Below are 13995 nucleotides of genomic sequence, written 5' to 3'. Positions count from 1 at the left end.
GCAACGGACCCGGTGCCGGGGCGGCCGGCGCCCCCTCGGGAACCCGAGGCGCAGCCCCTCACTACCGTGTGCGGGATGAACGCGTCGCGCACCGACCCCGGCACCCCGGACTGTCGCGGTCCCCTCCGCTACCTCTGGTGGCTCGTCACCAGTCAGCGGTGGCGGATCGCCGGCGGGGCGGCCCTGGGCAGTGTGTGGATGGTGGGTCTGACGCTTCCCCCGTACCTCCTGTCCCGCGCCATCGACGACGGGCTGGAACCGGGGCGGTGGCCGGCGCTTCTCGGCTGGACGGCCGCCCTCCTCGGCGTCGGTGTGCTCAACGCGTGGCTGTCGATCATGCGGCACCGCACCATGACCCGGGTGCGGCTGGACGGCGCGTTCCGGTCGGTCCGGGTCGTCGTGCGGCACGCGACCCGGCTGGGCGGGGCGCTGCCGCGCCGGGTCACGGCCGGGGAGGTCCTCACGATCGGGTTCGGCGATGTCGCGGTGATCGCCAACACGCTGACGGCCACCGGCCCCGGCGTCGGCGCGGTCCTCGCGTATGTCGTCGTCGCCGCACTGCTCCTGGCCGTCTCGCCGCTGCTCGCCGCCGTCGTGCTGCTCGGGGTGCCGCTGCTCGTGGTCCTGGTCGGTCCGCTGCTCGGGCGGCTCCAGGGCGTCGAGGCGGCGTACCGGGAGCACCAGGGCGCGCTAGCCACCCGGTTCGGGGACATCGTCGGAGGGCTCCGCGTCCTCAACGGCATCGGCGGCAAGGATGTCTACGCCGAGCGCTACCGGCGCGGTTCGCGGGCGCTGCGGGCCGAGGGTTACCGCGTCGGCGCGGTGACCAGCTGGGTCCAGGCCCTGGGTACCGGCCTGCCCGCCCTGTTCCTCGGGGCCGTGACCTGGCTGGCGGCCCGGATGGCCGCCCGGGGCGAGATATCGGTCGGCGACCTCGTCGCGGTCTACGGGTACGCCGCCGTCCTCGTGGTGCCCGTCGCCTCGTTCATCGAGAGCGGCTACGACCTCAGCCGGGGGCTGGTCGCCGCCCGCCGCGTCATCCGCTTCCTGACCCTGGAGCCCGACTCCGCCGCCCGGGACGCGACGGCCGATGCGCCCGGACCGCCCGCCCCGCTCCACGACCCGGACTCCGGCGTCGAGGTGGCGCCCGGCCGGTTCACCGCGCTGGTCTCCGCCCGGCCCGCCGACTCCGCGGCCGTGGTCGACCGGCTCGGCCGGTTCACGGCGTCGGCCGCGACCTGGGGCGCGATACCCCTCGACGCCATCGACCTCACACAGGTCCGCCGCCGCATCCTCGTCGCGGACAACGAGGCCGATCTGTTCGCCGGTCCGCTGCGCGAGGTGATCGGCGGCCTGGACCGCGACGAGGAGTCCGTCGACCGCGCCCTCCACGCGGCCCTGGCGCAGGACGTCGTCCGCGGCCTGCCCGACGGGCTCGACTCCCCCGTCGAGGCGCAGGGCCGCAACCTCTCCGGCGGCCAGCGGCAGCGCGTCCGCCTCGTCCGCGCCCTGCTCGCCGACCCCGAGGTGCTGCTCGCCGTCGAGCCCACCTCCGCCGTCGACGCCCACACCGAGGCCGCCGTCGCGGCCCGCCTCCGTGCCGCGCGCGAGGGCCGCACCACCCTGGTCACCAGCACCTCGCCGCTCCTGCTGGACCGGGCCGACACCGTGTACTACCTCGTCGACGGCACCGTCGCCGCCGCCGGCAGCCACCGCGAACTCCTGGACCGGGAGCCCGGTTACCGCCGCCTCGTCTCCCGGGGTGCGGACGAGGGCGACCGCGAGGCCCCCGCCGAAGGAAACGTCCCGCCGCTCCGGAAGGCCCCGCGATGACCGCCGGCTCCCTGCCCGTCGCCGAGCCGGCCCGCATCCGCCGCGCGGCCCTCGGGCTGGTCCGCCCGGACGGCGGCGCCTTCGCCGCCGTGCTCGGCCTCAACGCGCTGGCCGCCGCTGCCGGGCTCGTCGGCCCCTGGCTCCTCGGCCGCATCATCGACGAGGTCAGGGGCGGGGCCGCGGTGGCCACCGTGGACCGCCTCGCCCTCGCCATCCTCGTCTTCGCGCTCGCGCAGCTCGTCCTCGCCCGGTACGCCGGCTACCTCGGCCACCGCTTCGGCGAACGGGTCCTGGCCCGCATCCGCGAGCAGTTCGCCGACCGCGCCCTCGCCCTGCCCGCCTCGGTCGTCGAGCGCGCGGGCACCGGAGACCTCACCACGCGCGGCACCACCGACGTCGCCGCCGTCGGCGCGACTCTCCGGGACACCGGACCCCAGGTCCTCATCGCCGGTGTCCAGGCCCTGTTCGTCCTCGGGGCCGTCTTCGTGCTCGACCCGCTGCTCGGCGCGTGCGGGGTGCTGGGTCTGCTCGGCATCTGGTTCGCCGCCCGCTGGTACCTGCGCCGGGCGCTCACCGCGTACCTCGCCGAGGGCGCCGCCAACTCCGAGCTCGCCGAACAGCTCGCCGCCACCGCCGCCGGGGCCCGCACCATCGAGGCCCTGGGGCTGGAGCAGCGCCGCATCGCCGCCTGCCAGGACCAGGTGGACCTGTGCTGGACCACCCGGACCCGCACCCTGTTCCTGCGCACGGTCCTCTTCCCGGCCGTGGACATCTCGTACGTCCTGCCCGTGGTCGGCGTGCTCCTCCTCGGCTGCGCGCTCCACGACCACGGCGCCGTGAGCCTCGGTACGGTCGTCGCCTCGGCCCTGTACCTGCGCCGGCTCTCCCAGCCCCTGGACACGATCCTCCAGCAGATGGAGCAGCTCCAGAGCAGCGGCGCCTCCTTCGCCCGGGTCGAGGGCATCGCCCTCGCCACCCGGGTCCCGCCGCCCGCTCCCCCCGCCCCCGCCGACGACCGCATCGAGGTCACGGGTGTGCGGTACGCGTACGAGGGCGGCCGCGACGACGTCCTGCACGGCGTCGACCTCACCGTCCGCCCCGGCGAGCGGCTGGTGATCGTCGGCCCCTCCGGCGCGGGCAAGACCACCCTCGGCAGACTCCTGGCCGGCATGGACCGCCCCCGCACCGGCTCGGTCACGGTGGGCCGGGTGCCGGTGGCCGACCTGGGCCCCGCCCAGCTCCGCCGGCACGTCGTCCTCGTCACGCAGGAGCACCACGTCTTCCTCGGCACCGTCCGCGACAACCTCAAGATCGCCTCCGGCCACGCCACCGACGACGAACTCCGCGCGGCCCTCGCCGCAGTCGGCGCCGACTGGGCCGACGACCTGCCGGACGGCCTGGACACCGACCTCGGCCACGACGCCCATCGCCCGGACGGCGCCCGCGCCCAGCAACTCGCCCTCGCCCGCGTCGTCCTGGCCGACCCGCACACCCTGATCCTCGACGAGGCCACCGCCCTCCTGGACCCGCGCACCGCCCGCCACACCGAACGGGCCCTGGCCGCCGTCCTGGAGGGCCGGACCGTCATCGCCATCGCCCACCGCCTGCACACCGCCCACGACGCCGACCGGGTGGCCGTCATGGAGGACGGCCGCCTCACCGAACTCGGCACCCACGACGACCTCGTGGCCGCCGGTGGCGCGTACGCCGCGCTCTGGCACTCCTGGCACGGCGGCTGAGCGCGTCGGCCCTCACCTCTCGCGGGCCACCCGCGCCCACACCGTCTTGCCGACCACCCGCTCGGCCACGCCCCACGCCGTCGCCAGCGCCTCGACCAGGTTCAGCCCGTGCCCGGCCTCGGCACCCGGGCCCGGCGCGTACCGCTCCGGCATCCGGTCCCCCCGGGCGTCCGACACCTCGATACGGAATGCGTCCGCCTCGGGCCGCACCCGCAGCTCGAAGTCCCTTCCCGGTACGCGCCCGTGCAGCACGGCGTTGGCCGCCAGCTCGGACACGATCACCGCCACGTCGTCGGACAGCTCGCTCCCGTACGGCACGCCCCACGCGTCCAGCTGTTGCACCACCAGCCGGCGTGCGAGCCGGGCGCCTCGGCGGGAGGCGCTGAAACGTTGGACGAAGTCGGTGCCCTCAAGGGTGATTTCGGCGTTCATGTGACTCAGAGTGGCGGAGTACTCGTACGCTGACCAGGAGTGACACCACGACGCCGTGAAGCTGTACGGGCCCGCCCGCCCGGCTGTACGGGATGTCGGCCGTGACCGGACGGACAGAGGCGGTACGGGGCAGATGGCGAACACGGAACAAGAGGAACGACCGGAGCGGCCGGCCGAGTCGGACGGGACCGCGCACCTGTTCAGGGCGCTGGGCAGGCAGATCAAGGTCCTGCGCGAACGGGCGGGCCTGAGCCAGAAGGATCTGGCCTCGGCGACGCACTGCGGGGAGGACCTGATCTCCGCGATGGAACGGGGCGTACGGACGCCTCAGCCGGAGTTCCTGATCAGGGCCGACAAGGTCCTGGGCGCGGGGGGCGTACTGGCTGCGGCCGCGGATGAGGTACGGGACGCGTTGTCGCGGTCCCGGACGCGGCATCCGGGTTGGTTCCGGGACTATGCGCGGGTCGAGGCGGAGTCGGTTGCGCTGCACATCTACAGCACCCAGGCCCTGCCCGGTCTGCTCCAGACCGAGGAGTACGCGCGGGCGGTCTTCACTCAGCGCCGACCGTTGCTGGACGAGCAGACGATCGAGAAGCGTGTGGCCGACCGTATGGCTCGCCAGCAGGTCTTCGAGCGCTGGCCCCCTCCGACGTTCAGCTTCCTGCTGGAGGAGGCGACCCTTCGGCGGCCGATCGGCGGACCCGCCGTCCACAGGGCCCAGCTGCAACGGTTACTGGATGTGGGCCGCCTCCGTACCGTCGAACTTCAGATCATGCCCACCGACCGGGACGAACACCCCAGCCTGGACGCGTCGTTCACCTTGCTCACACCGAAGGGGCGCCCCGAGGCTGCGTACACGGAGACGTACGGGCATGCGAGGCTGATCACGGACCCGGTTGAGGTGCGAGTGTTCAGCGAACGTTTCGGAATCATGCGTTCGCAGGCTCTCACCCCCAGGGATTCCCTGGAACTGATCGAGAAGATGTTGGGAGACCGATGAACACCGAGCAACTGCACTGGTTCAAGAGCAGCTACAGCGGCGGCGAGGGCGGCGCGTGCGTCGAGGTTGCTTACGACTGGCACAAGTCCAGTTACAGCAGCGGCGAGGGCGGCGAGTGCGTCGAGGTCGCGGCCTGCCCCACCACCATCCACGTCCGCGACTCCAAGGACACCCAGCGCCCCCACTTCGACGTCGCGCCGGGCGCCTGGTCCGCGTTCGTCTCGTACGCACGTCAGGGCTGACCCGCACCCGGAACACCGCGTCGTGGACCGCCGCGACGCGGTCGACCGGGGTGCCTCTGACCACCGCGTACCGGCCCCTGCCGTTCCAGAGCTGCGAGGGCTGTGATCGCGCGTTCAGGGAGGCGGAAGCGGGCCGCTGCGGGGAGTGCGAAGAGAGTCGGGCGGCGAACAGGGGGACAACCCACCCCTTGCCACTCTCAACATATAGCGCATGGGGGGCCTTGCCGCAAGACCCCCCTCGTGCCTCAGAATCGCTGGCCTGAGCCGGCACCCTGCGGCATTTGGGAGATTTGCGTAGTGCGAGAGCTGAACCCCCTGCCCACCACCCCTGCCTTCGACCTTCCCGAGCGCCTGTCCGCCAAGGCCGACCCGGCGCTGATCGCGGCGGACGAGGAGCACTTCGCGGCGGTCGCGGCGTGCCTTGAGCAGTCGATCGCGGAACTGTCCGACGCCCTCGCGACCGCCCGCAGGGCACCGGGCGGTGTGGGGCGGCAGGCGATGGACAGGGACGCGGAGATCCACCGCCTGACCGCCCGCCTGCGTACGCTGCGCCGCTTCGGGCTGGACCTGTGCCTCGGGCACATGGTCGGCACGGACGGCGCGGAGCCGGTGTACGTGGGACGGCTGGGCCTCACGGACAGCGAGGGCCGCAGGCTGCTGCTGGACTGGCGCTCGCCCGCCGCCGAGCCGTTCTTCGGGGCGACCCACGGCAACCCGATGGGGCTGGCCAGCCGCCGCCGGTACCGCTGGACCGGGGGCCGGATCAGCGACTACTGGGACGAGGTGTTCACACCGGACGGTTTCGCGGGGCATGCGGCGCTGGACGACCAGTCGGCGTTCATCGCGAGCCTGGGGAGCAACCGGTCGGCCCGGATGCGGGACGTGCTCGGCACGATCCAGGCGGACCAGGACGCGATCATCCGGGCGGGGTCGCGGGGCGCGCTGGTGGTGGACGGGGGGCCGGGGACGGGCAAGACGGTGGTCGCGCTGCACCGGTCCGCGTACCTGCTCTACTCCGATCCCCGGCTGGGGCACCACCGGGGCGGGGTGCTGTTCGTCGGACCGCACCAGCCGTACCTGGGATATGTGGCCGATGTGCTGCCGAGCCTCGGGGAGGAGGGGGTGCAGACGTGCACCCTGCGGGACATGGTGGCCGAGGGAGCCGGGGCGGTGAGCGAGCGCGACCCGGAGGTGGCGCGGCTGAAGGCATCGGCGCGGCTGGTGAAGGCGGTAGAGGCGGCGGTGGCGTTCTACGAGACGCCGCCGGCGAAGGGAATGACGGTTTCGACGCAGTGGTCCGACGTCCGGCTGACAGCCGGTGAGTGGGCGGTGGCGTTCGAGTCGGCGCCGGGGGTGCCGCACAACGAGGCGCGGGACGTGATCCAGGAGGAGCTGATCACGATCCTGGCCGAGAAGCACGAGGACGAGGAGGTTCCGGAGGAGCTGGTGCGGGCGTCGCTGTTCCGGAACCAGGAGCTGACGGCGGCGCTGAACAGCGCGTGGCCGCTGCTGGAGGCGGCGGACGTCGTCGGGGACCTGTGGTCGGTGCCCGCGTATCTGCGCACGTGCGCGCCGTGGCTGGACGCGGACGAGGTGAAGCGGCTCCAGCGGGCGGACGCGCAGGCGTGGACGGTGTCCGACCTGCCGATCCTGGACGCGGCCCGGCAGCGGCTGGGCGACCCGGAGGCGGCCCGCCGCAGACGCCGCAACGAGGCGGCGGCCGCCGCCGAACGGGCGCGGCGGGCCGAGTCCATCGACAGCCTGCTGGAGAACGCCGAGATCGACGAGAGCCAGGGCGCGGTGGGGATGCTGCGGGGGCGGGACCTCCAGGAGACGCTGCTCGACCCGGACGCGCTGTCGACGGCCGAACCGGACCTGCTCGCGGGCCCGTTCGCGCATGTGGTCGTGGACGAGGCGCAGGAACTGACGGACGCGGAGTGGCAGATGCTGCTCCAGCGGTGCCCGTCGCGCAGCTTCACCGTCGTGGGCGACCGCGCCCAGGCCCGCCACGGCTTCACGGAGTCCTGGCGGGAGCGGCTGGAGCGGGTCGGCTTCGACCGCATCACGCTGACCTCCCTGAACGTCAACTACCGGACGCCGGAGGAGATCATGTCGGAAGCGGAACCGGTGATCCGTGCCGCGCTCCCGGACGCGAACGTGCCGACGTCCATCCGCACGGGCGGCATCCCGGTGCGCCACGGCCGCGCGTCGGACCGGGACGACGTCCTCTCCACCTGGCTGAGCACACACCCCGACGGCACGGCCTGCGTGATCGGCGCCCCGGCCTTCCGCCCCGCGTCCCCCCGCGTCCGCTCCCTGACCCCGACGCTGTCGAAGGGCCTGGAGTTCGACCTGGTGATCCTCATCGACCCGGAGACCTTCGGCCGGGGCATCGAGGGGGCGGTGGACCGCTATGTGGCGATGACGCGGGCCACCCGGGAACTGGTGATCCTGACGGGAGCGTGACGGGTCCCCGAGACGTCCGGCCGGCCGGGCTCAGCGCCTGACGGTCAGTCCTTCGGGGTGGTGTCGACCTTGAAGTCCATCTTCACCTGGCCGCCGACGACCGAGGTCGCGGTGACCGTCACCCCGTACTGCTTCCCGCCGTCGGCCAGTTGGCAGCGGATCTGGGCGCCGACCCGGGCCGGGAGGTCCGTGGGGCAGGTGAAGGCGTCGGGCTCGCGGCCCACCTGCGCGGCGAGGGCGGCCTTGCCCTGGCGGGCGACCTCGGCCCTGCTCACCGACTGGGCGCCGGTGCTCGGGGCGTCGGAGCTCGGGGCGTCGGAGCTCGGGGCGTAGGTGGGCCGGGCGGAGTCGCTGGGCTGGAGGTCGGCGGAGCCGCCCGCGCCGGGGGCGTCGTCGACCTTGAAGTCCATGTCGACCTTGTCGCCGTCGACCGACTTCGCGGTGGCCGTCATGCCCAGCTTCGCGCCGCCCGAGGTGACCGTGCACCGCACGGTCGCGCCGACCTCGGCCTTGAGGTCGTCCTCGCAGGTCACGTCGTCGGGCTCACTGCCGACCTTCTTGCCCAGAGCCGTCTTGGCCTGCGCCGCGACCTCGGTCTTCTTCACTTCCTTGGAACCCACGCTCACCGAACACCCGGTGGCCAGGAGCACGGCCACCGCCCCTACCGCGGTTCGCATCACGGTCCTGTTGCGCACCGACTGCCGCATGGGTCCCCCCGGTTGAGTGTTCATGCCACCTACCTGGCGGGCCAAGCTACCACTCGCCCCGGGGCGGACCCGGACCCGAGAACTCAGCCGGTGAAGCCGTTCTCCGCAAGCCCGCACCTCGGCGAGCCCCCGGATCACCCCGTCCGTCACCAACCCGGCGATCCCCCGCCGCCGCGCGTTCCTGGGCAGGCTAGAGCGCGGGGTCCCCCAGCATCCCCGTCAGCCACCCCGCCGCCTCCGTGTCCGCGCGGGCCGTCAGGGAGGCGGGGGCCGAGGGGAAGAGGCGGCCCCAGGAGCAGGCGCGGCCTATCGCGCCCAGGCGCCAGGCCAGGCTTGCGCCGTGGCGCAGGTCTATGCCGGGGGCGCCCATGCCGGACCAGGCGTCCAGGTAGGCGTCGCGGAGCCGGGGCAGGACATGGGGTCCGTACTGTTCGCCCGCCCGGCGCAGCGGCACGAGCAGGCTGCAGAAGGGGTGGGAGACCGCCGCGTCGCCCCAGTCGAAGAACGTGAAGCGGCCCGGGGCAGGGGCGAAGAGCTGGCCGTCGTGCAGGTCCGCGTGGTCGAGGGTGTCCGGGATGCCGATCGCCGCGAGCTCGTCGCACCACTCCTCTACGCGCGGGCGCAGCCGGTGCAGTGCGGTGCGGGTCTCGGGGTCCAGGACGGGGTTGTCCCGGACCAGCCCGTCGAAGAGCGCGGGCAGGACCGCCAGGCGGGCGTCGGGGACACCGAGCCGGGCGATCTCGGCGGTACGGGAGCAGAGCGCGCGCTGCATCGTCCCGTACTGGTACAGCGCCTGTGCCCAGGCCCGTTCGCCCGCTTCGGCGGTCAGGTGCGCGTCCCGGAAGAGCGTGCCGCCGTCCGGGAGCAGGGACCAGCCCCGGTCCGCGTCCACGGCGAGCGGTGCGAGCACCTGGCCGGGCGCCCAGCGCGCCAGTGCCTCGGTCAGCCCGGCCTCGAAGGCGCTCGCGGGCGGGTTCGCCTTGAACCAGGTGTCCGGTGCGCCGTCGGCCGTCATACGGATCAGGACCGACCAGGGCCGCAGGCGCACGGACAGCCGCCGCGCCCGGCGCGGCCCCTGGGCGGCGAGCCCGCGCTCCGCCCAGGCGAGCGCGTCCGCCCGCCAGTCCGGGTCCTCCCAGGGGGTCACCGCGTCCGGGTACTGCCCGCGGTCCACCGTCTCCACCGACGTCTCCTCGTACATCGCGCCATTCCACCACCACGTGGGGCGCGGTTCCACGGTGTTTTACCAGGTGGCGCCGGCGGGGGGCGGCGCGGGACACTGTCGCCATGACCTTCCGGCGCTTCGTCTTCCTCGACCCCGACGGCGGAAGCGGCGGTGGCTGGCTCCACGCGGTGGTCGAGGCGCCGACCGGAGTCTTCTACCAACAGCAGTACGGCGGCACCGCCTGCCAACAGGGCCAGGTCGAGGGCTTCCTGGTCCCGCTGTCCGCCCCTGATCAACTGGCCGCGCTGCGCGAGCTGTTCGAGCGCCATTTCCGCGGCGCCGGCACCTGGAACCGTACGTGGACCGACGACGAGCGGGACTGGCTCCGCGAGCCGGTCGAGGCGATCGGCTACTGGGCCTGCGACGGAGTCGCCGAGGAGCCGCACCTCCTGCGGCTGGACGAGAGCCGGATCCGCGAGGCCGACGAGGCATGGGTCCCCGTGATCACGCCGGACGGCCCCGCGATGCTGGTGTGGTGCAACTCGGACTGAAACGGGCGATGTTGCGGGTATCAAGGCGACACGCACCGGCCGGCCGGCGGTCGGAGCAACGGGGGGGGAACATCATGCGGTGGGAACGCGGGAGAGCGGTCGGGGCCGGGCTGGGGGCCGCCGGGCTGGCCGTCGTCGCCTTGGGTACAGGCGTCATCGCGACCGGCACGGGGACGCTCGGGCTGGAGACGCAGACGTTCCGCCGGATCTCGTGCGACTCCGTGTCCGTCAAGGGCGGCACGGTGTGGCACTGCCGGGGCGAGAGCGCGGCCCAGACCGCCGCCAACGAGGCGGCCCGGCGCCGGGCCGAACTGGACGCCCTGCGCGGGCGGGACGATCTGAAGCCGCCGCAGCCGCTCCGCCGCACGGAGCTGATGTTCGTCGAGCACGACGGCCGCCACGACCCGGACCACGTCACCGCCTCGCGCTCGCCGGTCGGCGACCGCTGGATCGCCCACTCGGGCGGCGTCGTCGGCACGGGCGTGGGCGGGGTCGCCGTCGGGGGCGGGCTGCTGGCGTGGGGCGCCCACCGGCTCCGGCGGGGCGGGGCCCCGGACGCGTACTGAGAACAGCACCGTCGGCCGAGTCCGTGGCCCCCCGGCCCGAGCACGAGGCCAAGGCCGGCCGGCTGCCGGACCTCCTGATGGACGGGCTCGGGCCCGCCGCCCGCCCGGCCCGAGCCCGGGGCGGCCGGCGCCCCTAGAGGAACTCCGCGTACGCGTCCAGCGCGCGCAGGACCTCCGGCTCGGGCGCCGGGGGCAGTTGGAGGACGACCTCCTCGATGCCGAGGTCCGCGTAGTGCGCCAGCTTGCCCGCGCTCGGCAGGACCGCGTACGGGACGATCTGGAGGTCCTTCGGGTCGCGGCCGGCCGCCTCCCAGGCGGTACGCAGGCGCGGCACGGACTCCGTCAGGCCGCGCCCGCCGATCGGGAGCCAGCCGTCCGCGTACTCCGCGATGTGCGCGAAGAGCTTGGGGCCGGCCGCGCCGCCGATCAGGGTGCGCGGGCCGGAGACCGGACCGCGCGGTTGCTGGACCGGCTTCGGGTACGCGTGGCTGGCGCGGACCGAGCCGAACTCGCCCTCGTACGCCGTGGGTTCCTCCGCCCACAGGGCGCGCATCAGCGCCATCCGGTCGCGGCCGAGCTCGCGGCGCGTCGACCAGGTCACACCGTGGTCAGCCGCCTCCTCGACATTCCAGCCGAAGCCGAGGCCCAGGGTGAAGCGGCCGCCGGAGAGGTGGTCGAGGGTGGCGATCTGCTTGGCCAGGTCGATCGGGTCGTGCTGGGCGATCAGGGTGATGCCGGTGCCGAGGGCCAGCCGCTCGGTCACGGCGGCGGCCTGCGCGAGGGCGACGAAGGGGTCCAGGGTGCGGCCGTACTCCGGCGGCAGCTCGCCGCCGGCCGGATAGGGGGTCTCCCGGGCCGCCGGGATATGGGTGTGCTCCGGCAGATAGAGCCCGGCGAATCCCCGCTGTTCCAGCTGGTGCGCGAGCCGCACCGGTGTGATCGTTTCGTCGGTGAGGAAGATCGTTGTGGCGATCCGCATACGAAGGCACCTCCGTCGTCGTCTGGTGGCGGCACCAACGTAAGCCGTCCGTCCCGCAAAGCCGAGACACGCGCACCGGCTCCCGGCCGCTGCCGCCGCGCGCGCCTTCCCCGGTCCTTGATATTTAGGTTAGGCTCACCTAAGCAAAGTGAATCACCGACGTGCGGGACCGAAGGGGGTACGGCTGTGGGGCATGGCTGGGAGGGCGTCGTCCTCAAGCTGATGCGGGGGCGGGACTTCACGTTCACCGTGACCGCGACCGAGCAGGTCACCGACGGCTTCCGGCGGGTGCACGTCACCGATGGCGGGCTGCTCGCCGCGACCGGCGGGGCGCACCCGACGATGTGGGTCCGGCTCTGGTTCGAGCGGGCCGGGAAGCCGCATCAGCGCGCCTACACCCTGGTCGACCCCGACCCGGAGGCCGGCACCTTCAGCCTGGACTTCGCCCTGCACGACGGACCCGCGACCGACTGGGCCCGGGCGGCCGAGCCGGGCGACACCATCGACGCGACGCTCCAGGGCACCGGCTTCTCCCTCCCCGAACCGGCCCCCGCCCGCCTCTTCGTGATCGGCGACCCGGCTTCCCTGCCCGCGATCAACTCCCTGCTGGACGCCGTCCCGGAGACCCCGGCGACGATCTGGTTCGAGACCGCGCCCGGGTCGGACGAGAAGCCGCCGCTCCGCCTGGACCCCGCCCGCCACACGCTCCACCGCGTCGAGCGCCACGACCGGGGCGCCGCACTGGTCGCGTCCGTGAAGTCCACGCTCCCGCAGCTGCTGGGCGACGACACCTCGGACGCGTACGTCTGGATCGCCTGCGACACGGCGACGACCCGGTCCCTGTCGGGGTACGTGCGCAAGGAGCTGGCCGTCACCAAGGAGCGGGTGCACGCCCTGGGTTACTGGCGCTGAGCAGGTACGGGCTCGGCGTGTGCCGGGTCCGGTGCGGCGCCCAGGCCCAACCGGCTTGCGCAGGACCGCTGCTGTGCCACCGCCAGCCCCGCCACCACCGTCCCCAGCACCAGCCAGCCCACCGGCCCCGCGGCCATCACCACGCCGGTCAGCAGCGGCGGGCCCGCGGACTTCTGGATGGACTGCGCCATCCCGGCCACCCCCAGATACGCGGCCCGCTCGTCCGGCGGCGCCAGCAGGACGGCCAGCTCCCAGGAGCTGACCGACCGCATCAGCTCCGCCATCGTGACCAGCACCGCCGCCGCGAGCAGCACCGCGGCCGCCGCCCAGGTGCCGCATCCGGCGGCCCCGGCCGCCAGGGCGCAGCAGACGAACATCAGGACGCCGTACAGCAGCACCGCCCGGACCGCGCGATGCGGACCCTCGGCCCTTTTGGACACGGCCAGTTGCAGCACGACGACCAGCACGGTGTTGATGACCAGGAACGCCGGTACGAGGGCGTGCGGCGCGGAGGTACGGGAGACGAGCCAGAGCGGCAGGCCGACGCCGAGGACCGAGTCGTCGAGGTTCATCGGGATGTCGAGCAGGACGAAGCGGAGATAACCCCGGTCCCGCCAGGGGCCCTTGGGCCGCCCGGACGTCACCACGCCGGGGGCGGCCACCGCGCCCCCCGTCCGCGCCACCTCTCTCGTCCGGCCGCCCGGCTCGCCCGTCCGCCACACGAGCGCGGCGGCGACGACGAAGGACAGGGCGTTGCCGAGGATCAGGGCGCGATAGGCGTCCGTGGTCCCGACGGCCAGACCGATGGCGGCGAGTCCGGCGCCGACGCCGTATCCCGCGTTGGCCGCGCTGCGGGACAACGCCTGGTAGGCCGCCCGCCGTTCGCCCGCAGCCCGGGTGGCGAACAGCATCTCCAGGGTCTTGGCCGCCCGGTCCCCCAGATAGGTGACCGCGACGACGGACAGCAGCGTCTCGAAGCCGGTGCAGAGCAGCACCAGGGTCAGGGTGGCCGGCCGCACCAGATGACACCCGATGAGCAGCGGCCGCACCGGGAAGCGGCCGGCCAGCCGCCCGGCGAGCGGTGAACCCGCGATGCCCGCCACCCCGGCCGCGCCCAGCAGCACCCCGATCTGCTGGGCGCTCAGATGCGTCACGAAGGTGAGGTAGAGGACCGAGGACGCGGCCCACAGCCCCGACCCGGTGCGGTCGACGGCCAGTGCGAGCAGCATGATCCGGGCATCCCGGCCGCCCGGCGGATTGCGCAGCTGAGCCAGCAGCCCCGGCCCGCGCCGCGCCGTCTTCGTACCCCCCGGTGCGCCGCACCGTCCACCCCCGAATATCTCGACATCAAGAGATCAACAGACCGGGGGAAGCCTGCCGCGAGTTATTCTCGATGTCAAGAT

13 protein-coding genes are annotated in these 13995 nt (G+C 73.8%); 8 read left to right on the top strand and 5 right to left on the bottom strand.

What is annotated here, in order from left to right; all coding sequences use genetic code 11:
- The first annotated feature begins 75 nt into the window (after nt 1–75).
- Nucleotides 76–1833 carry an ABC transporter transmembrane domain-containing protein gene (locus tag RLT58_RS21005; RefSeq protein ID WP_311311915.1) on the top strand — a complete coding sequence of 586 codons (1758 nt, stop codon included), beginning with the start codon at nt 76–78 and terminating at the stop codon, nt 1831–1833.
- Nucleotides 1830–3572 (top strand): ABC transporter ATP-binding protein, encoded by a 1743-nt coding sequence (locus tag RLT58_RS21000; RefSeq protein ID WP_311311914.1) that lies wholly within the window; start codon nt 1830–1832, stop codon nt 3570–3572. The genes RLT58_RS21005 and RLT58_RS21000 overlap by 4 nt, the downstream gene beginning before the upstream one ends.
- 12 nt (nt 3573–3584) lie before the next feature.
- Here RLT58_RS21000 and RLT58_RS20995 read toward each other — a convergent pair whose 3' ends face one another.
- Nucleotides 3585–4004: an ATP-binding protein gene (locus RLT58_RS20995; protein ID WP_311311913.1), complete on the bottom strand. Its 420-nt coding sequence runs from the start codon at nt 4002–4004 to the stop codon at nt 3585–3587.
- A 133-nt stretch (nt 4005–4137) separates the two neighbouring features.
- Between RLT58_RS20995 and RLT58_RS20990 the strand changes: the two genes are divergently transcribed.
- The 3 genes from RLT58_RS20990 to helR all read left to right on the top strand — a co-directional run bounded on the left by RLT58_RS20990 (nt 4138) and on the right by helR (nt 7712).
- Nucleotides 4138–5004, top strand: coding sequence for a helix-turn-helix domain-containing protein (locus tag RLT58_RS20990; RefSeq protein WP_311311912.1), 867 nt, complete (start codon nt 4138–4140; stop codon nt 5002–5004).
- Entirely contained in the window at nt 5001–5246 is a 246-nt protein-coding gene (locus RLT58_RS20985) for a DUF397 domain-containing protein (protein WP_311311911.1), read from the top strand. The genes RLT58_RS20990 and RLT58_RS20985 overlap by 4 nt, the downstream gene beginning before the upstream one ends.
- 306 nt (nt 5247–5552) lie before the next feature.
- Complete coding sequence (helR, locus tag RLT58_RS20980; protein ID WP_311314586.1) at nt 5553–7712, top strand: RNA polymerase recycling motor ATPase HelR; 2160 nt, start codon at nt 5553–5555, stop codon at nt 7710–7712.
- A gap of 44 nt (nt 7713–7756) precedes the next feature.
- On the opposite strand, the gene RLT58_RS20975 is transcribed toward helR, so the two are convergent.
- Both RLT58_RS20975 and RLT58_RS20970 read right to left on the bottom strand, forming a co-directional pair.
- A complete protein-coding gene (locus RLT58_RS20975; protein ID WP_311311910.1) occupies nt 7757–8389 on the bottom strand; it encodes a DUF4333 domain-containing protein in 633 nt (210 codons plus the stop codon).
- A gap of 220 nt (nt 8390–8609) precedes the next feature.
- Nucleotides 8610–9620 carry a phosphotransferase gene (locus RLT58_RS20970; RefSeq protein ID WP_311311909.1) on the bottom strand — a complete coding sequence of 337 codons (1011 nt, stop codon included), beginning with the start codon at nt 9618–9620 and terminating at the stop codon, nt 8610–8612.
- A gap of 86 nt (nt 9621–9706) precedes the next feature.
- Between RLT58_RS20970 and RLT58_RS20965 the strand changes: the two genes are divergently transcribed.
- Nucleotides 9707–10135 carry a DUF6210 family protein gene (locus RLT58_RS20965; RefSeq protein WP_311311908.1) on the top strand — a complete coding sequence of 143 codons (429 nt, stop codon included), beginning with the start codon at nt 9707–9709 and terminating at the stop codon, nt 10133–10135.
- Nucleotides 10136–10209: 74 nt separating this feature from the next.
- Nucleotides 10210–10701 (top strand): hypothetical protein, encoded by a 492-nt coding sequence (locus RLT58_RS20960; RefSeq protein ID WP_311311907.1) that lies wholly within the window; start codon nt 10210–10212, stop codon nt 10699–10701.
- A gap of 133 nt (nt 10702–10834) precedes the next feature.
- Here RLT58_RS20960 and RLT58_RS20955 read toward each other — a convergent pair whose 3' ends face one another.
- Nucleotides 10835–11680 carry an LLM class F420-dependent oxidoreductase gene (locus tag RLT58_RS20955; protein WP_311311906.1) on the bottom strand — a complete coding sequence of 282 codons (846 nt, stop codon included), beginning with the start codon at nt 11678–11680 and terminating at the stop codon, nt 10835–10837.
- 186 nt (nt 11681–11866) lie between these two features.
- Here RLT58_RS20955 and RLT58_RS20950 point away from each other — a divergent pair, with 186 nt between their 5' ends.
- Complete coding sequence (locus RLT58_RS20950) at nt 11867–12592, top strand: siderophore-interacting protein (protein ID WP_311311905.1); 726 nt, start codon at nt 11867–11869, stop codon at nt 12590–12592.
- Here RLT58_RS20950 and RLT58_RS20945 read toward each other — a convergent pair.
- On the bottom strand, nt 12580–13821 hold the full coding sequence (locus RLT58_RS20945) for an MFS transporter (RefSeq protein WP_311311904.1): 1242 nt from the start codon (nt 13819–13821) through the stop codon (nt 12580–12582). The two genes, RLT58_RS20950 and RLT58_RS20945, sit on opposite strands and share 13 nt — an antisense overlap.
- Nucleotides 13822–13995: the final 174 nt, after the last annotated feature.

The organism is Streptomyces sp. ITFR-16, from assembly GCF_031844705.1.
In the GTDB taxonomy this organism is placed as follows: domain Bacteria; phylum Actinomycetota; class Actinomycetes; order Streptomycetales; family Streptomycetaceae; genus Streptomyces.
The sequence above is the reverse complement of the archived record's forward strand: the minus strand, read 5'-3'. Positions and strand labels throughout refer to the sequence as shown.